The following is a 17,817-nucleotide window of genomic DNA, read 5'->3' on the forward strand; positions in this document are numbered from 1 at the left end:
ATCGAAAATAATATTTTTATAAAAAGAAGACTTTAATCTTAAAGAATACTTTAAAAATTTAAGTATTTTATTTTTTTTTCAGAATTTTAACCAATATTATTTAAGTTATAAACTTTCAGCAAATTTTTATTGAACTAAATCTAGTCAAATTTTTTTAATTAGCTTAATATAAGTTTAGTTTATTCCCTCTGATGTCAAAAGATCCTGGAAGAATTTTGATATTTGATACAACTCTTCGAGATGGAGAGCAATCTCCTGGTGCCAGTTTAAATCTTGAAGAAAAACTTGCTATCGCCCATCAATTAGCAAGATTAGGAGTAGATGTTATTGAAGCTGGATTCCCTTTCGCAAGTCCAGGAGATTTTAAAGCTGTTAATAAAATTGCTAATGCCGTAGGGAAAGAAAATGGCCCTATAATATGTGGTTTAGCTAGAGCGTCTAAAGGAGATATAAAAGCATGTTACGAAGCAGTAAGTCCAGCTCCCAAGAAAAGAATACATACTTTTATTGCGACAAGTGATATTCATCTTAAACATAAACTTAAAAAATCCAGAAAAGATGTTCTTCAAATAGTTCCAGAAATGGTTAATTATGCAAAATCATTAGTAGATGATATTGAGTTTTCTTGTGAAGATGCCTCAAGGAGTGATCCTGAATTTTTATACGAAGTGATTCAACTAGCAATTACTGCAGGAGCGACAACAATAAATATCCCTGATACTGTTGGATTTACAACTCCTAGTGAATTTGGCAAACTAATTGCCGATATAAATAAAAATGTTCCAAATATTGATGAGGCAGTAATCTCGGTTCATGGTCATAATGATTTAGGTTTAGCAGTAGCCAATTTTCTTGAGGCAGTAAAAAATGGAGCAAGACAACTAGAATGTACTATTAATGGAATTGGTGAAAGAGCCGGGAATGCCTCTCTAGAAGAATTAGTAATGGCACTTCATGTTAGGAAAAGTTTTTTTAATAGTTTTTTCAAAAGAAATCCAGATTCCCCAACTCCTCTTACGGCTATAAGAACAGAAGAAATAACAAAAACCTCTAGACTTGTTTCTAACCTAACTGGAATGACTGTACAACCTAATAAAGCAATTGTGGGAGCTAACGCTTTTGCACATGAGTCAGGCATTCATCAGGATGGGGTTTTAAAAAATAGACTAACTTACGAAATTATCGATGCAAAAACTGTTGGTTTGAGTGACAACAAAATATCTTTAGGGAAACTTAGTGGAAGAAGTGCAGTAAGAGCAAGATTAGAAGAGATGGGATATGACTTGAGCCGAGAAGATTTAAATGATGCTTTTGCTCGTTTTAAGGATTTAGCTGACAGGAAAAGAGAAATTACTGATAGAGACTTAGAAGCAATTGTTAGTGAACAAGTTCAGCTCCCAGAAGCTAAATTTCAATTAAGTCTTGTACAAGTAAGTTGCGGTAACGCATCTAAACCTACTGCCACCATTTCGCTTCTAAACACGGAAGATAATACTGAGGATACTGCTGTATCAATAGGGACTGGACCCGTTGATGCTGTATGCGAGGCTTTAAATAAATTAGCTAAAGTTCCTAATGAATTAATTGAATTTTCTGTTAAGTCGGTAACAGAAGGAATTGATGCTTTGGGCGAAGTAACAATAAGAATAAGAAGGGATAATAAAATATATTCTGGTCATTCTGCTGACACTGACGTTGTAGTTGCTGCAGCGAATGCTTACGTTAATGCTTTAAATAGACTTGTATTTTCTGAGAAAAAAAATTCAATTCATCCACAATTTGATAATTTAGAGAATTCTGATAATAAATTTCTATCTAATCCTGCAAATTAAATTATTTTCTTAGGATTATTAAGTAGCATTAAAAAATAGTCTCTTAATACTGTAGATTAAACTAATAGTTAAAGCAGTAAATAATGAGAGAAAGGGTACTTGGATATTGGGCACTTTCGTGGGTTGGCTTAATCGGCAACATAATTGCACTTCCAATAATCGCATTAATAATAAGTTATGGGCCTCCACTAAAAGTTGCGAATATAACTCTTGCCATAAGTCTTGGATGGCCTGCTGCAATTGTTGGAATAGTTTCTTCAGCAGCTCTTTTAGCAGAGAGAAAATGGGGAGTAACTTTAACTCTGGTATCTTTATCAATGGTAATTTCTGGTATGGGTCCTTATTCAGTTGTAAGGCTCATAACTCTTCAAGACATTTATGGAGTTGGTGGGTTTACTCTTTTAACAACATTATTAAGTACGTTAGCTCTTCTTTATTGGTGTAATCCAAAACATCGAAGAAGTATTAGGTTATAAAATTGAAAATTAAGAAAAAGTATTATTCTTGCTAGTTGGATACTGAATTCTTCTGTGTCTAATTCTTTTCCACACATTCAAGAATGCCCTTTTTATTAGAAAAATTTCTCCTTTCGATAAATTACTATCATCTAATTGCCCATCTTTTTTACGCGAGTAGATAATATTAGAAATTGTTTTCAAAGCTTCTTTATCAGATGCATTAATATTCATAGCTCTTAGTGCTGCTTCACATCCATCTGCAAGCATTAAAATAGCTGTTTCTTTTGACTGAGGAATAGGGCCTTTGTATCTAAAATAATATTCATTAATGTCGAGATTTTTTTCTTTAGCTTTTTGAAAAAAATATCCCATTTTAAGGGTACCTTGATGTTCAGGAATAAAATTAGCTATCAGTTTAGGTAGTCTATTTTTTCTTGCAAATTTCAATCCTTCATCAACATGAGCCTGTAATACTTCTGCACTTTTAATCGGATCATCTAATTCGTCATGCGGATTTTTTGAACCATCCTGATTTTCAATAAACCAATTAGGTGCATGTAATTTACCAACATCATGATATAACGCTCCAGTTTTAATTAGATCAATATCACCACCAATCATTCTTGTTGCTTCCTCTGCTAAACCACATATAAGTAAGGTATGTTCAAAAGTACCAGGAGCTTCAAGAGACAATCTTCTAATTAGAGGTTTCTCCTTATCAGCCAATTCGAGCAATCTTGCTTTAGTTAATAATCCGAATATCGATTCAAAAATAGGAATAAATAAAATTGTAAAAAGCATAGCTATTGCCAATAGCAAGGAATCAGAAAATATATCCCCATTAGCTAAAACAAAATCTTGCTTATTAATAAGAGATATTTTATCTTTACCTATCAATATCCATTGACTCAAGAACGATCCTATGGGGACAAAAATTGATAGTTGAAGTAACTGAGCTCTACTTCTTATTCTTCCTCCAAGAAGAGATACTATTGAAGCACAAACTAATAAAATAAAAAATAAATTGTTATTGATAACAATTTCTGGGTCAGGCCAAATAAGACTCGCTATTGATACCCAAGCTAAAGCTGTTATGCTTCCCATTCCTTGAGATATTATTAATGCCGGTGGAATTATCATAGATAATGGACTTATGGTTGAAGCTAAGGCTAATTTCGTAACTTGTACTGCTAAAAGAAGAGTAATGATCAAGAAGATCTGTCTTGAAGAAATTGTGGGATTCTCTTTTTTTGAAACTAATATCAAAACTCCGGAACTTATAAGTATTTCAGTAAAGGTCAAAAACCAAGAAAAAATATCTGCGATATTTAAAGGCGAGATAAGAAGTAGTTTATAAGAAGAAATTATTGAAATTAAAATGCATACTAAAAAAATTATGAGATTATCTATTCTTGAAATTTTAATTGGTTGTTTTACTGGGACTTGACTTCGCCTCCACAGATAAAACAATTTCTTTAAGGTAGTTATGATGTTTTGCACAGAATATAGATAAATCTATTTGAATAATTTAAAATTATAGGCATGCTAGGTGTAAAAAGGAGATGTTTTTCTAAATGTCATTAAAATTAGACGGTAAAAAATTATCTCTTGAAATTGAAGAAAGATTAAATGACTATATCTCTAGTAATAAAAAAATTGCAAAAAGAGCTCCCGGTTTAGCTGTAATAAGAATAGGTGAAGACCCCGCGAGTGGTGTTTACGTTAATAATAAGGAAAAAGCATGTTCAAGGATTGGAATAAAGAGCTTTATCTTTCATCTAAAAGATAGTGTAGAGCAAAAAGAAGTTGAACAATTAATAATCAAACTTAATTCTGATAAGGATATTGATGGAATGTTGCTACAACTTCCCATCCCAAAGAAGTTTGATGAGCAAAAACTGATCAGCCATATTAATCCAAGCAAAGATGTAGATGGACTAAATGAGATAAACATCGGCAAACTAGTAAAAAATGAGCCTGCGATGAGATCATGCACACCAGCAGGAATTATTAATTTATTAAGATCCCAAAATATTACAATTGAAGGTAAGAAAATTGTTGTCATAGGAAGAAGTTTGCTTGTTGGGAAACCCCTATCGCTTATGTTGTTGAATCTAAATGGCACGGTAACAATTACTCACTCTAAAACATTAAATTTGAATAAAGTTTGTAGAGAAGCCGACATTCTAATTGCGGCTGCAGGAAAACCCAATCTTGTAGATTCGAGTTTTGTGAAAGAAGGAGCAGTAATTATTGATGTTGGAATACATAGATTAAAAAGTTCCGATAAAAATCAAACCAGATTATGTGGCGATGTATTATTAGAAGATGTCATTTCTAAAGTATTTGCTTACACACCTGTACCAGGAGGTGTTGGACCAATGACAGTAACAATGTTACTTGTAAATACTATTTTTAGCTGGCAAAAACAATTTGGTTTATCATCAACTCTTAATGACCTTTTGCCATAAACTCCAAGATGAAATTTTTTTTACTAAAGGTATAAAATGACTGAAGTTATAAATAGTATTTCTGATTTTGAAAAATATCTTAAAAACACAAAAAAGGTTGTAGAAGAAGCACTTGATTTTTCCTTGGGCCCTGAGAATCCAGAAATATTAAGAGAATCAATGAGATATTCCCTCTTAGCTGGAGGGAAAAGAATACGTCCAATTTTATGTTTAGCATCTTGCTCACTGGCTGGAGGAGAACCCTCTCTTGCTGTTCCTACTGCAGTAGCAATAGAAATGATCCATACAATGTCCTTGATTCATGATGATCTGCCCGCCATGGATAATGATGACTTGAGGAGAGGTAGGCCGACAAATCATAAAGTATATGGAGATGCAATAGCTATTCTTGCAGGCGATGCTTTATTAACAAGGGCCTTTGAAATGGTCTCTTTAAGAAGCCCTGGAGTCGATCCAAATAGATTATTAAATGTAGTTGGCGAATTATCCCTAGTTGCTGGTGCACCAGGCCTAGTCGGGGGACAAGTTGTTGATTTGGAATGCGAAGGCAAAGAAGTCGACCTTGAAACTCTCGAATATATTCATCTTCACAAGACTGGGGCTTTATTAAAGGCCTGCGTAAGAACAGGCGCGATGATCGCAGGAGCTAACGAAAAACTATTACAAGCTCTGACAACATATGCAGAGGGAATTGGTTTAGCCTTCCAAATAATAGATGATATTCTTGATTTAACTTCCAGCAGTGAAAAGCTTGGTAAAACTGCCGGCAAAGATCTTTTAGCTGACAAAACTACTTACCCTAAATTACTTGGAATGGAGGAGTCAAAGAAAAGAGCATTTGATTTAGTTGAAAAAGCAAAAAAAGCAATTGAACCTTGGGGTGCAGATGCAAAGTATTTAATATCGTTAGCCGACTTTATTACAAATAGAGACAGATAATTAGTTTTAATTTATGTCTGAGTTTTTTTCCTTTTTTAATAATTCAGTTCTTTTCTGGAGCTTATTATCCTGTTTACTAGCTCAATTTTTTAAAATTGTATTCAATTTCTTTTCAACTGGAGAGATAAGATTTGGAATTATGTTCGAGACGGGTGGTATGCCTTCAAGTCATTCCGCCTTAATAACTGGTGCTACATCTGGTATAGGTTATGAATTGGGATTTGATAGCTCAATATTCGCATTATCAGTTGCTGTAGCACTAATAGTTATGTATGACGCTAGTGGTGTTCGAAAATCAGCTGGAATTCAAGCTGCAGAAATCAATAAACTATCAAAAAAACTAGACCCTCAATCTGAATTACTTTTAAAAGAAACCCTAGGCCATACAAAAATTGAGGTCATGGTGGGGAGTTTTTTAGGACCATTAATCACTTTGCCTGGAATGTTTTTTTTAGGTTCTCCTCTCAAAATATTTGATTTGATAATAAATTAAGAATGCTTTGAAAAAGTAATTTGGGTGGCATCTATAAAGTTTTTTGCGACTTCTGGAGAACTTGGCAAATGTAAGTGAATCCAACTTGCATGTAATTTTTCATCAAAAAAGCCTTCATTTTTGTATTCAGTTTTCCAAGATTTAATTTTCCATGGGGAAGAAAGTTTCTTCTGATGCTCAGCTTTTCTTAAATCAAGTTCAGATAAATTATTTTCAATTTCCCAATAATGAAATTCATGTCCTCTAATTAATTGATTTTGTTTAATGATCGGAGTATCTTTTAAACCCTCAATGTATCTATAACCTACTGAAAGTTTACTTTTTTTTGATCTAAAAGGCAGGATACCACTCATTTTATGATTATTACCATTTTCATCTTTTATGAAGTCTCCTAAAATCATCATCCCTCCGCACTCAGCATATATAAATCCATTTTTGCGGAATTTCCTTAACGAATTTAAGCTTTTTGTAGAGTTACTTATATGATCAGCATATTTTTCAGGGAACCCCCCAGGAATAATTAAAGAAGAAGCCTCATTAGGTATTTCTTCATCATCATAAATACTCCATGAAATCAATGGTATGCCTATTTCACTCAAAAACTCCTTAGTTTCAGGGTATTGAAAATGAAAGATTTTATCTTCTGCAATTGCGATAGGTTTACTTTTGTCTATTTTAAAATCTTTAAAATTGACAGAATTAAATATTTTCTTTTGAGGAGATTTCAGAAATTTAATAAGAGAAAATACATCAAGATTTCTTTCGGCGAAATTTGCAAAATATTCAACATCAATTTCTTTTCCATTATCCATTGGAGATATCAAACCTAAATTAGCTTTGTTTAAAGTTATTTTTGAATCAGATGGTAAAAAACCAAGAATTTCGATATCTTCATTTTTAAAAACTTCTTTGATTAATTTTTTATGTCTATCTGAATTAACGTTGTTAAATATAATTCCTGCTATTGACAACTCACTATCGAAATCTCTAAAACCTCGAATAGTCGCCAAAAGAGAAGCTACTTGACCTCTAGCATTAACAATAAAAATTATTGGAGCATTGAGAAGTTTAGAGATATTTGCTGTGCTGGAATAGGTTGTTGACCCTAATCCATCAAATAGACCCATTGCTCCTTCAATTAATGAGAATTCATATTTCAAAGAATGTTTAAAAAAACTTTCTTGAACCCATTCCTCACCACTTAAAAAAATATCTAAATTCCTACAAATAGGTTGGCCAATTGAACTAAGTTGTTGTTGATCAAGATAATCTGGGCCAACCTTGAAAGTTTGTATCTTTATACCTTTTGAGAACGCCCAACAAGATATCAAAAGCGATAATGTAGTTTTCCCACTATCAGTTGAAGGAGAAGATATTACACAAGGCATCTATTAGTTATTAAAACCATTAAATATTTGAAGAGCTATTTTAATAGAATTTTCAAAAAGAGGACTTGTATTACCTCTACTACTTCCCAATAATTTACTAACATCATACTCTGATGTAGAAAAAGAATTTGGAACAACTTGTTCTATTAATTCCATATTAGCCATTCCCCCTGCTTCAAGTCTCATACATTCCACTGATTCACAGCCAAGTATTACACAAGTGTTATTTTTTTGAACCTCACTAATTTTTGAAATCAGCCTCAATCCAATAACTTGTCCTAAATGAATACTTGGATTTCCCAAAGATAAGGGATTAATTGATGCAGAAATTATTTCGCCATTAATTCTTTCAAACTCTATTTTTGTTGATTCTGTATCCCTTTCAACTCTTAGAAAAGACCAACCAAGTTTATCGCTAATCCATGAAATCAAAAACAAAGCTTGAATCATATGATCTCCTGCGATATCAATGTCAATATCAGTAATATGATCTAAAATTGGTCTCCTCGAAGGCGGATCAAAAATCATTGCCAATGATTCCCTCCAATTTTTCAATCTAACCCAATTCAAATCATTAATAGCTTTATTTGAATTATTTAATTGATCTAAAACTTTTAAACATCTTTGAGGCGATCCAAGAGCAGTATCAATTATTAACCTTAGACCATAATTAGTAAAATATTCGAAGATTTCAGGCGATTCATCCAAGCTTCCATTCCACCACAACCATGAAGGTAATTCATCAATAGATAATTCATCAATTATTTTTAATCCTTTATTAGATATTGAGGCCGAGTCCCCCCTAATAACAACTAAATCCCCACATATAGGTTGCATAGCTGGAGTATCACTTAATGGACAGTAAGCGGATACAAAAGTTTTGATATCTGAATTTTTATTTAATGTTGGCGCTAGAGTTATTAATCTTCTTGGATTCAATGTACTTATTGATGATTCAAAAAATTGTCCTCTAAAATCTTCAAAGTCTTTATTAGATAAATTTTCCTTCAACAAATTCAATAATTCTTCACTATTAAGGGAAGTAGTGATAGGAAGTCCTTGATCTAATATAAATTTTTTAGCAACTTCAATTATCTCTGGACTTAAATTTCCAGTAATTGGTCCATTTACTAATCCTTTTTGAACCAAACATTGTTCTAGCCAAGCAGGCTGCCAGACCATTAATGTAAAAGTATTAGCTCCACTATTATCTTTATCTTCTGAAATCCATAATTTATTAAGGTAATTAGAAATTTCCTGATAAGGCAGCTCTAAAGGGGTTTGGAGTGTTAGTTGAGGTTTCATTTTTAAGGTCTACGCCAGAAAATATTATCTTTTGAAATTAATTGATCAGACTCAGGAGGTCCCCACGTCATAGATTCATAATTATAAATAGGTAACTTCCAAGGAGAATTATCCATCAATTCTATTAATGGCGTATAAAGTTTCCAGGCTGCCTCTACTTCATCACTTCGAGTAAATAAGGTTGGGTCAGAAAGCATTGCATCAGCTAATAATCTTACATAGCCTTCATCTGAGGGTTCTCCAAATGATTCATCATAAGAAAATTCCATCTCAACAGGTCTTGATTTCATTCCAGAACCAGGAGATTTTACCTCAAATTTGAAAGTAGCACCTTCATTTGGCTGAATTCTAAGGATAAGTTGATTTGGGGCAGGATTTATTATTGTTGATTCAAATAAATGAACAGGAACGTCTTTAAAAGTCAAGACTATTTCTCCAAGTCTTTTAGGTAGTCTTTTACCTGTTCTCAAATAAAAAGGAACCCCTTGCCAACGCCAGTTATCAACGAAAACTTTTGTCGCAATATAAGTTTCTGTTGTGCTATTACAATTAACACCATCTTCCTGCCTATATCCTTTGAGTCGATTTGAAATATTTCCTCCCTCTCCATATTGACCTCTTATGCAACAATTCCACGGTTCATTTTCGTCAGCAAGTTTTGAAGCTTGAAGAACCTTAGCTTTTTCATTTCTTATTGCTTCTGGTTCAAACTTTCCAGGAGGTTCCATAGCAGTAACAGCAAGCATTTGAGTCATATGATTTTGAAGCATATCCCTTAAAGCACCAGAGCTTTCGTAATAACCTGCTCTATCTTCAACACCCACTGTTTCAGATGAAGTAATTTGAACACTTGATATATAATTTCTGTTCCAGATTGGTTCAAAAATAGTGTTAGCAAACCTCAAAACAAGAATATTCTGAACTGTCTCTTTACCTAAATAATGATCAATCCTATAAATCTGACTTTCTTCAGCGCAACTTTGAACGATCTTATTCAATTTTTTTGCACTTGAATAATCTCTTCCAAAAGGTTTTTCAATCACTAAACGACTTTTCTTAGGGTCATCTAAAAGGCCAGCTGCTTTAAGAGCTTTACATCCACTTGCATAGAAATTCGGAGATACTGATAAATAAAATGTTCTATTCCCATGAGTAGCTTGTGTTTTATCAATTTCATTTAATCTTCTAGAAAGCCTTACGACATGATCACTTTGTTGTAGGTCAACTGGTTCATAGAAAAGATAATTAGAAAATTGTTCCCACTCCCTTTCTTTACCAGATATTTGATTTGATAGCTTTACTTTCATCTTTTCTCTAAACTCATTATCAGTCCAAGGTCTTCTCGCACAACCAACTATTCCAAATTCACTAGGAATTCTTCTTTGCAAATAGAGTTCAAATAAGGCTGGTATTAATTTTCTATGAGTAAGGTCTCCACTAGCACCAAATATTACTAAGCATTGTGGAGATATGACTCTTTCCTGCCGTAAACCTAATCTTAGAGGATTACTTAAAGTTGAAGGCATATTTTTAGTATTCTTTATTTAAAATCCTCTTTTTTTCAAATATTAGCTACATATTGTGTCTAAACCAAAAAGTATTTAGTATGTGAAACTTAAATCTAAATATCAAAGATTTAGTAAGTTTCTACGTGCCATCTTCCTGCTTTTTTTAGTTGAGGTCTTAATTCTGACCAGTTCAATCCTTTTTCTTCTGCTGCCTTAGTCATTGCTTCATCTATTCCAGGTTCCATACCCTTTAATCCACAAAGATATATATGTGTCTTTTCATCTTCAATCATATTGAAAAGTTCATTGGCTGACTCTAAAACTCTGTCTTGAATGTACATTCTTCCACCTTTTGTATTTTGCTGCTCACGACTAATAGCTTTTGTATATTTAAAATTATCTGGATTCTCAGCAATGTATCTTTGAAGATCTTCTTCGTATAACAAATTAGCTGATTTTGGAGCACCCATAAATAACCAAGCTTTACCCTTGAAATTCCATTTATTTTTTTCTTTTTCAGTTGGTTCGAACATTCTTCTTAAATAAGCCCTCATTGGTGCTATTCCAGTTCCAGTGGCTAACATAACAATGTTTGCGTCCTCTTCATCAGGGAGAAGCATTTCTTTACCAACAGGACCTGTTATTTTTACTTTATCTCCAGGCTTAATATCACATAAGTAAGTAGAGCAGACACCATTAATGGTTTCACCATCTTTTTCATACTGAAGCTGTCTTACACAAAGAGAAACTGTATTTCCATTAAAGTCATCACCGTGTCTAGTGCTAGCTATTGAGTATAGTCTTAATTTATGAGGTTTTCCATTAGCATCTTCACCAGCAGGCATGATACCAATACTTTGACCTTCTACATAATTTAAAAATGGATCACTATCTTTAAGGTCGAAAGTTATGTGATTAACTCTACCAATTGCTCCTTCTTTGAGAAGACTATAGTTTTCAATAACTGTTCCCTCATATGGTGTTTTAGGACGGTAAATATTGACTGGAACATCTGCATGTTTTTTCTTAACTATTTTTGGAGCTTCTGTTTTTGGAGCTTCTGTTTTTGGAGCTTCTATTTTTGAAACAGCGACTTTTTTAGGTTCCACAGCTTTTGCCTCAGGTTTTTTTGTTTTTGCTTCTTCAACAAATTTTAAAGCTCTTTTATTAAAAGTTGTGAGTATAAAATAAAAAACAGCTATTACTACTGGTATATGAGCTAATCCGCCTGCGATTACTTTTGCTTGTGAATACATTTTTTAGATTTCTTTTATAAAAGATTATCAATTTGTAGTTTAATTTGTAGTGATTTTACAAAAATGGTTACGTTTTGAGATCGGGATAAATAAAAGAAATTATTTTAATTTTTCAGTATTTGTTGTTTTTATCAGTATAGTTACACAGAAATAATTTTTTATCTAATTAAAAAATTCATTTATGAATAATCCTCAAGAATCAGAAGATCATTCTAAGAACAATGATTACAGGACAATTGAGCAGACGATGGAGAAGTTTTCCGGTGGGACAAGACGACTGGCAGCTCAACTTACAACTTCTGCAAGTTTTGATTCTTTGTGGAGTGTTTTAACAGATTATGATCGGCTAAATCTCTACATACCAAATCTTTTATCGAGCAAAAAAATATTTCAGAAGGGAAATAATGTCCACCTTAAACAAGTTGGGGCTCAGGATTTCCTTGGCATGAAATTTTCAGCTGAAGTAACTATAGATTTATTTGAAGATAAGGAGCTTGGCCTCTTAAAATTTAATTTAATAAAAGGAGATTTCAGAAAGTTTGAGGGTAGTTGGAAAATTCAAAATATTAAAAATACTTCAACAAACTCATTAATTTATGATCTTACTGTTCAAGGTTGTCAGTGGATGCCAATAGGGATGATAGAGAAAAGACTGAAAAAGGATCTTTCAGAAAATTTAATTGCCGTAGATAGGCAAGCAAAATCATCAAAAAGATCGTTATAAATTTAAATTAATAGCCCCAAGGGGATTCGAACCCCTGTCGCCTCCGTGAAAGGGAGGTGTCCTAGGCCTCTAGACGATGGGGCCAGGAAATTAGCATAACAGCTTATTAAAAACTAAGAGTAAGGCTAGCCTTTCGTCAAGTATTGTTGCTCTTTGTTTTGTCCTTGCCACACAGGAACTGTGAAATGGAAGCAGGAACCTTCCCCTACTTCAGATACGACCCATATTCTTCCTCCATGGACTTGTACTATTCTCCTACATACTGATAACCCTATGCCAAATCCTGAAGTTCCTTCAGAAGTCTGGGGAAGTCTAACCCTATCTAGAAAAATTCTTTTTTGTTCGCTCAAAGGAATACCTGCACCTTTGTCACAAATTGTTATTTCTACCCATTGATTTGTCTTATGAATCATAGTGATTTTTATAGATCCAGAGTCTTTAGAAAATTTAATAGCATTTTCAATTAAATTTAAAAATACTTGCCTCATTCTTCTTTGATCTGCAAATACACTTGGCAGATCAGATGGAATATCAGTATCAATTTCAATATTCCTTAATCTCCAGAATTTTTCTAATTCGAGTATTACTTCAGCACTAATATTACCTAAATCAATTTTCTGAGGATTAAATAACGCTTCCCATTTAGTTGTTCCAACCTCTAAAAGATCCTGAGATAAGAGTTCAATCTCTTCAAGACGTCTTTTAATAACCTCCTGCAATTTTGAAATATCTATTTGTCCGAGTTTTTGACTTTGAACAGCCAAAGTAGCAGCAGTTAAAGGTGTTCTTAATTCATGCGCGACCATTCTTAATAATCTTTCCTGAGATTCTATTCTTTTTGTTAATGTCTCATTTTCTTGTCTTAAAACAAGAAGTTCGTCTTCCAATAGAAATTCTTTTTGAGTTCTTATTGAATCAATTTTGGATGGTTGCAAATTAATCCCAAGATTTTTTGTTAAGCCTTCCTGTGACCACCTTGGCAACCATTTTTGCAACTGAGAGAAAATATTACTTCCAGCAAATATTTGCTTTGGAGCTGGGGAAACCTTTATAAGAGCAGGAATAGCGACTAATCTATGTAATTCAAGTAATTCTGGCTGCTCTGTGGGTTCAGAGATCTGAAGAGATATCTCAAATTCACAATCATCTGATTCTAAATAAGCTATTAGGGACTTAATATCATTACTAGAAAGTTGATTTCTAGCTGCCACAAGTATTAATTTTAGCTCTTTTTTATCATTCAAATGAATTCCTCTGAAGTGTTGAAAAGCTGTTAATCCTTATAAACACCTTAAGATATTTTTTTTTATTTTACAGATAGGCTATTAAATAAATAGGACTTTTTTATAAATGGTTGCTATTAATCCAAAGAAAAATTTACATTTTGGTGAAAACCCTCCTGAAATCAACTTAAATAGTAATTTAAAAAGGTGGTTTTCTAGGAATATTGGATTGTGGAAATCTAATAGAACGTATTTTCTCGATGAAGCACAAAAAACTTATAATTTAAGTATGAATATAAATATTCAAGCTCTCGAGAGTAAGTCTGAATGGGAGTCGCATTATAAATTTACTTGGTATCCAGAAAAAAAATATAATTTCTTTGACGAAAATCCCCAGTATAAAGAACGAGGAGAAATGCATGCATTTTTAAAAGGCCATCAACTTAAGAGGGAAAAATTTTATTTAAGTAATGATGAAGGTATTTCAAATATTAAACAAGTCGACGAACACGAAATGATTTTTGAATCTTCTTACAAAGATTGGTATATTCTTGAACATACAAGACTTGTAGATTCTGATAATTATAGATTTAGGGTTATATATTCATGGAACAAAGATATGCTTAAAATAGTAGAGAATCATCACGAAATTAAAATTATTAAATAAATTCTGTGGGCAGATTTAGTTTAAAAATAAAAAATGTTATCTTTAATAATGTGAATTAAAAATAAATCAAATATGAGTTTAAAAATATCTAAAATTTTTGCAATTCCTCTAATTTTTTCATCTTTTTTATTTGATACAAATAATGAATTTAATAAAGTAAATGCAAATGTTAAAAATTCGCCTGCCAATAAAAATGATTTAGATTTATATCATGGGATGGGTGTTTCATTTCTATGTAATGCGACAAGAAAAGGATTTGATTTGGATTTCCCAAAAACATTAAACGTTGCCTCAGCAACGTTCGCATCAGTAGTATCACAAAAACATGGAGGGAAAATAATAGAGAAAAAGAAAGAACAAACAGTTGATATGAAACAATTACAATTTATTGCATCTCTGCAATTAGTTGAATCAGCTCTTCAAGTGTGTCCAGATAATGTTCCTGAAAAGATCGAAAAACAATTTAAGATTGAAACTGAGAGACTCAAGAAATTACAAGGTTTGTAAAAAATAATTTCTTTTATCTAAACATAGAACTAACAGAACTTTCTTCGTGGATTCTCCAAATAGCTTCCCCAAGCATATTTGCGACGGAAAGAACTTTTAACTGTGGAAAATTATCTTTATGTATAACTGGTATGCTGTTAGTCACAATAACTTGTTCGAAAAGATTCTTAGAACTTAATCTTTCATAAGAAGGAGGAGAAAATACAGCATGTGAGGCACATGCAAATATTCTATTAGCTCCTTCTTTTTTTAGTAAATTTGCTCCAGAACAAATTGTGCCTCCCGTGTCTATCATGTCGTCTATAAGAATAGCCGTTTTACCTTTGACTTCACCAATAACGGTTAGACTTTCAGCGATATTATGCGCAGCTCTCCTTTTATCAATGATAGCCAACGGCGCATCATTCATTAATTTCGCGAACGCTCTTGCTCTTGCTACCCCGCCTACATCAGGAGAGACTACAACTATTTCTTCTAAATCTAAAGATTCTAGATAATCAATTAATACAGGTGAACCGTAAATATGATCGCATGGTATATCGAAGTAGCCTTGTATTTGAGCCGAGTGTAAGTCCATCGCTAAAACTCTATCAACTCCTGATTTCTCTAGTAAATTAGCAGTTAATTTTGCAGTTATAGACTCTCTTCCTGAGGTTTTCCTATCTGCCCTTGCATATCCAAAATAGGGAATTACAGCCGTTATTTGTCTTGCAGAAGCTCTTTTGCAAGCGTCAACCATGATCATGAGCTCCATTAAACTATCGTTTACAGGAGCGCATGTAGGTTGTATAAGGAATACATCACAACCTCTAATAGATTGCTGAATCTGAACATAAAGTTCTCCATCTGCAAATCTTTTAGATATTAAAGGTACATTTTCAATCCCTAAGTATGATGCAATTTCTTCAGCTAATTTAGGATTTGTTGTCCCACTTACTAACCTTAATCTACTATTAGTTAGATTAAAGTTCGATTCTTTACTCTGCATTGCCGTGATAAAACTTGTCACGAAATTTGCACCATAAAACTATATTATCATCGTAGTCGTTTATGTGAATTTCGCAAAAGATAATGACTAGATATTTTCAAAAGTCACCTCAATTAAGCAAAAAATTGTTGATTAAAAATTAGAATTTATATTTATCCAGACTTAAAAATCAGCAATGATATTTGTCAATTAAAAAAAATTTGTATAAGGTTGAATTTAGAGAATTAAAAACACGTTAAGTTTAAAGAATCAAAATATATTGAAAACATGCCTATAGAGTCAATTATTGCAAGAAAATCATTAGGCGTACTTATGCATCCAACATGTATTCCGGGAGGAAGAGTATGTGGAACTTTTGGGAGAGGAGCTAAAGAGTGGATAAGAAAACTTCATAAGCATGGAATTGAATACTGGCAATTTTTACCTCTTACACCTACTGACTCTACAGGTTCTCCATATAGTTCCCCATCTAGTTTTGCACTAAACCCATGGTTTTTGGATATAGATGATTTAATCGAAAAAGGTTTTATCTACATCTCAGATAAAGAAAATCTAGGTCCAACAAATCAGAATAAAGATCATTTTGATTTTGATATTGCGGATGACTTAACAAAAAAATTAGGTCTCCTCCTTTTGCAAGGTTGGAGTTCACAATCTGAAGAAAGAAAAATTAATTTTAACAAATGGGTCAGTAGGCATTCTTGGGTTGAAGATTATGCAACATTTGTTGTTATCAGAGAGGAATTTAATATGTTGCCTTGGTGGGAATGGCCTCAAGAATTTAAAATAAAAAATAACAAGTTCTTAAAATCGTGGATTAAGAAAAAAAGTGAAGAGATACTTATTAAAAAATTAATACAGTGGCATCTTGATGAGCAATGGAGCGTCATTAAAAACTTTGCAAAATCAAGAAATATTAAGCTGATAGGAGATTTGCCTTTTTATGTCTCTAGAGACAGCGCCGACGTATGGAGTAATAAATCATTATTTTCAATTTTTAAAAATGGAGATTTAATCTTTCAAAGTGGTGTTCCACCTGATTATTTTTCATCAACAGGACAATTATGGGGTACCCCAACTTACTTTTGGTCAAAGCATAAAAGGACTAATTTCAATTGGTGGAGAAAAAGATTTCAAAGACAATTTGAACTTGTGGACATATTGAGATTTGATCATTTCAGGGGTTTAGCGGGTTACTGGAGAGTTAATGGCAGTTCTAAAACGGCAATTATTGGAAAATGGATAAATTCTCCAGGTAAAACACTATTAAATAAAGTAAAAAAGGATCTAGGGGGTAACTATCTACCAATTATTGCGGAGGATCTGGGAGTAATAACTCCAGATGTAGAGAAATTAAGGAAAAACTTCGAACTGCCTGGCATGAAAATATTACAATTCGCTTTTGATGGCAATGAAGATAATCCTTATTTACCTAAGAATATTGAAGGAGAAAATTGGGTTGTTTATACAGGTACTCACGACAACTCTACTTCTGTTTCATGGTGGGAAAATTTAGATTATGAATCCAAAAAAAGAATAAAAGATGAGTATAAATTTTCAGAAAATCCTTCTTGGGATTTAATAGAAATTGGCATGAAAACAAATGCTAATCTCTTTATCGCTCCATTACAAGATCTATTATCTCTAGACGATTCAAGTAGATTAAACAAACCTGGCACCACAAAAAATAACTGGAAATGGAAGTTAAATCGTCCTTTAGAAGAAATAGAAGTTAATTTGAGAATGTTTAGTGAACTAGGAAATAATTTTGGTAGAACTTTAAAGTAGAATTTATTAAAAATTATTTATCAACCATTTGATTTTCAATATTTTGGATCTCTATAACATTTACATTTACAATAAAGTATCTCTTTAATATAAATATAGTTAGAACTAATATAAAAAAATACAAAAGACTTCCTTGCCATGTATTGATAAGATCGAATTTCCTGAACATAAAATCCTTTCCCTTTTTCTTTAAAATTTTTCTTTCTTTAACTGCTAAATTTAATAATGTATTTTTTTTTAATACTAAACATTCCTCTAATTTAATTAATA

Annotated in this window: 16 protein-coding genes, 1 tRNA gene and 1 pseudogene; 9 read left to right on the plus strand and 9 right to left on the minus strand. The window is 32.5% G+C overall.

Going from position 1 to position 17,817, the window contains the following annotated elements; genetic code table 11:
• Positions 1-191 precede the first annotated feature (191 nt).
• Both MK115_RS07315 and MK115_RS07320 read left to right on the plus strand, forming a co-directional pair.
• A complete protein-coding gene (locus tag MK115_RS07315) occupies positions 192-1,832 on the plus strand; it encodes a 2-isopropylmalate synthase (RefSeq protein WP_287610601.1) in 1,641 nt (546 codons plus the stop codon).
• Between the two features lie 83 nt (positions 1,833-1,915).
• A complete protein-coding gene (locus tag MK115_RS07320) occupies positions 1,916-2,308 on the plus strand; it encodes a hypothetical protein (RefSeq protein ID WP_025894670.1) in 393 nt (130 codons plus the stop codon).
• Positions 2,309-2,317: 9 nt separating this feature from the next.
• Here MK115_RS07320 and MK115_RS07325 read toward each other — a convergent pair whose 3' ends face one another.
• Positions 2,318-3,790 carry an HDIG domain-containing metalloprotein gene (locus MK115_RS07325; protein ID WP_287610602.1) on the minus strand — a complete coding sequence of 491 codons (1,473 nt, stop codon included), beginning with the start codon at positions 3,788-3,790 and terminating at the stop codon, positions 2,318-2,320.
• A gap of 74 nt (positions 3,791-3,864) precedes the next feature.
• Here MK115_RS07325 and folD point away from each other — a divergent pair, with 74 nt between their 5' ends.
• From folD to MK115_RS07340, 3 genes are read left to right on the plus strand one after another with little or no spacing between them, the layout of a single operon-like run.
• On the plus strand, positions 3,865-4,761 hold the full coding sequence (gene folD / locus MK115_RS07330; RefSeq protein WP_287610603.1) for a bifunctional methylenetetrahydrofolate dehydrogenase/methenyltetrahydrofolate cyclohydrolase FolD: 897 nt from the start codon (positions 3,865-3,867) through the stop codon (positions 4,759-4,761).
• A 36-nt stretch (positions 4,762-4,797) separates the two neighbouring features.
• Positions 4,798-5,700, plus strand: coding sequence for a geranylgeranyl diphosphate synthase CrtE (crtE, locus tag MK115_RS07335; protein ID WP_025932042.1), 903 nt, complete (start codon positions 4,798-4,800; stop codon positions 5,698-5,700).
• Positions 5,701-5,713: 13 nt separating this feature from the next.
• Positions 5,714-6,193: a divergent PAP2 family protein gene (locus tag MK115_RS07340; RefSeq protein ID WP_287610605.1), complete on the plus strand. Its 480-nt coding sequence runs from the start codon at positions 5,714-5,716 to the stop codon at positions 6,191-6,193.
• Here MK115_RS07340 and MK115_RS07345 read toward each other — a convergent pair.
• The 4 genes from MK115_RS07345 to MK115_RS07360 form a co-directional block, all read right to left on the minus strand.
• Complete coding sequence (locus MK115_RS07345) at positions 6,190-7,581, minus strand: cobyrinic acid a,c-diamide synthase CobB (protein ID WP_287610607.1); 1,392 nt, start codon at positions 7,579-7,581, stop codon at positions 6,190-6,192. The two genes, MK115_RS07340 and MK115_RS07345, sit on opposite strands and share 4 nt — an antisense overlap.
• A 3-nt stretch (positions 7,582-7,584) precedes the next feature.
• Positions 7,585-8,886: a glucose-6-phosphate dehydrogenase assembly protein OpcA gene (locus tag MK115_RS07350; RefSeq protein WP_287610608.1), complete on the minus strand. Its 1,302-nt coding sequence runs from the start codon at positions 8,884-8,886 to the stop codon at positions 7,585-7,587.
• A 2-nt stretch (positions 8,887-8,888) separates the two neighbouring features.
• Positions 8,889-10,412: a glucose-6-phosphate dehydrogenase gene (gene zwf, locus MK115_RS07355; protein ID WP_287610610.1), complete on the minus strand. Its 1,524-nt coding sequence runs from the start codon at positions 10,410-10,412 to the stop codon at positions 8,889-8,891.
• Positions 10,413-10,522: 110 nt separating this feature from the next.
• On the minus strand, positions 10,523-11,650 hold the full coding sequence (locus MK115_RS07360; RefSeq protein ID WP_287610611.1) for an FAD-binding oxidoreductase: 1,128 nt from the start codon (positions 11,648-11,650) through the stop codon (positions 10,523-10,525).
• Between the two features lie 181 nt (positions 11,651-11,831).
• On the opposite strand from MK115_RS07360, the gene MK115_RS07365 reads away from it, so the two are divergent.
• Positions 11,832-12,374 carry an SRPBCC family protein gene (locus tag MK115_RS07365; RefSeq protein WP_077142472.1) on the plus strand — a complete coding sequence of 181 codons (543 nt, stop codon included), beginning with the start codon at positions 11,832-11,834 and terminating at the stop codon, positions 12,372-12,374.
• Positions 12,375-12,385: 11 nt separating this feature from the next.
• Here MK115_RS07365 and MK115_RS07370 read toward each other — a convergent pair.
• Positions 12,386-12,458 (minus strand) — tRNA-Glu (locus MK115_RS07370).
• Between the two features lie 41 nt (positions 12,459-12,499).
• Entirely contained in the window at positions 12,500-13,618 is a 1,119-nt protein-coding gene (locus MK115_RS07375) for a histidine kinase (protein WP_287610613.1), read from the minus strand.
• Between the two features lie 106 nt (positions 13,619-13,724).
• Between MK115_RS07375 and MK115_RS07380 the strand changes: the two genes are divergently transcribed.
• Positions 13,725-14,264 carry a hypothetical protein gene (locus MK115_RS07380; RefSeq protein ID WP_209110405.1) on the plus strand — a complete coding sequence of 180 codons (540 nt, stop codon included), beginning with the start codon at positions 13,725-13,727 and terminating at the stop codon, positions 14,262-14,264.
• Positions 14,265-14,336: 72 nt separating this feature from the next.
• Positions 14,337-14,771, plus strand: coding sequence for a DUF8650 domain-containing protein (locus MK115_RS07385; RefSeq protein ID WP_287610614.1), 435 nt, complete (start codon positions 14,337-14,339; stop codon positions 14,769-14,771).
• Between the two features lie 13 nt (positions 14,772-14,784).
• Here the strand turns inward: MK115_RS07385 and MK115_RS07390 are convergent, their stop codons facing one another.
• Entirely contained in the window at positions 14,785-15,780 is a 996-nt protein-coding gene (locus tag MK115_RS07390) for a ribose-phosphate pyrophosphokinase (RefSeq protein ID WP_025924603.1), read from the minus strand.
• A 246-nt stretch (positions 15,781-16,026) separates the two neighbouring features.
• On the opposite strand from MK115_RS07390, the gene malQ reads away from it, so the two are divergent.
• Complete coding sequence (malQ, locus tag MK115_RS07395) at positions 16,027-17,547, plus strand: 4-alpha-glucanotransferase (protein WP_287610615.1); 1,521 nt, start codon at positions 16,027-16,029, stop codon at positions 17,545-17,547.
• Positions 17,548-17,560: 13 nt separating this feature from the next.
• On the opposite strand, the pseudogene MK115_RS07400 reads toward malQ, so the two are convergent.
• Positions 17,561-17,817 (minus strand): annotated as a pseudogene (locus MK115_RS07400) (helix-turn-helix domain-containing protein); the annotation flags it as partial.

It is taken from the genome of Prochlorococcus sp. ALOHA_ZT_50 (assembly GCF_022447305.1).
Classification (GTDB): domain Bacteria; phylum Cyanobacteriota; class Cyanobacteriia; order PCC-6307; family Cyanobiaceae; genus Prochlorococcus_A.

Bases quoted from the DNA above. Each gene is read 5' to 3' on its own strand.
- MK115_RS07315 (WP_287610601.1), top strand. From the start codon at position 192: ATGTCAAAAGATCCTGGAAGAATTTTGATATTTGATACAACTCTTCGA.
- MK115_RS07320 (WP_025894670.1), top strand. From the start codon at position 1,916: ATGAGAGAAAGGGTACTTGGATATTGGGCACTTTCGTGGGTTGGCTTA.
- folD (WP_287610603.1), top strand. From the start codon at position 3,865: ATGTCATTAAAATTAGACGGTAAAAAATTATCTCTTGAAATTGAAGAA.
- crtE (WP_025932042.1), top strand. From the start codon at position 4,798: ATGACTGAAGTTATAAATAGTATTTCTGATTTTGAAAAATATCTTAAA.
- MK115_RS07340 (WP_287610605.1), top strand. From the start codon at position 5,714: ATGTCTGAGTTTTTTTCCTTTTTTAATAATTCAGTTCTTTTCTGGAGC.
- MK115_RS07345 (WP_287610607.1), bottom strand. From the start codon at position 7,581: ATGCCTTGTGTAATATCTTCTCCTTCAACTGATAGTGGGAAAACTACA.
- MK115_RS07350 (WP_287610608.1), bottom strand. From the start codon at position 8,886: ATGAAACCTCAACTAACACTCCAAACCCCTTTAGAGCTGCCTTATCAG.
- zwf (WP_287610610.1), bottom strand. From the start codon at position 10,412: ATGCCTTCAACTTTAAGTAATCCTCTAAGATTAGGTTTACGGCAGGAA.
- MK115_RS07360 (WP_287610611.1), bottom strand. From the start codon at position 11,650: ATGTATTCACAAGCAAAAGTAATCGCAGGCGGATTAGCTCATATACCA.
- MK115_RS07365 (WP_077142472.1), top strand. From the start codon at position 11,832: ATGAATAATCCTCAAGAATCAGAAGATCATTCTAAGAACAATGATTAC.
- MK115_RS07380 (WP_209110405.1), top strand. From the start codon at position 13,725: ATGGTTGCTATTAATCCAAAGAAAAATTTACATTTTGGTGAAAACCCT.
- MK115_RS07385 (WP_287610614.1), top strand. From the start codon at position 14,337: ATGAGTTTAAAAATATCTAAAATTTTTGCAATTCCTCTAATTTTTTCA.
- malQ (WP_287610615.1), top strand. From the start codon at position 16,027: ATGCCTATAGAGTCAATTATTGCAAGAAAATCATTAGGCGTACTTATG.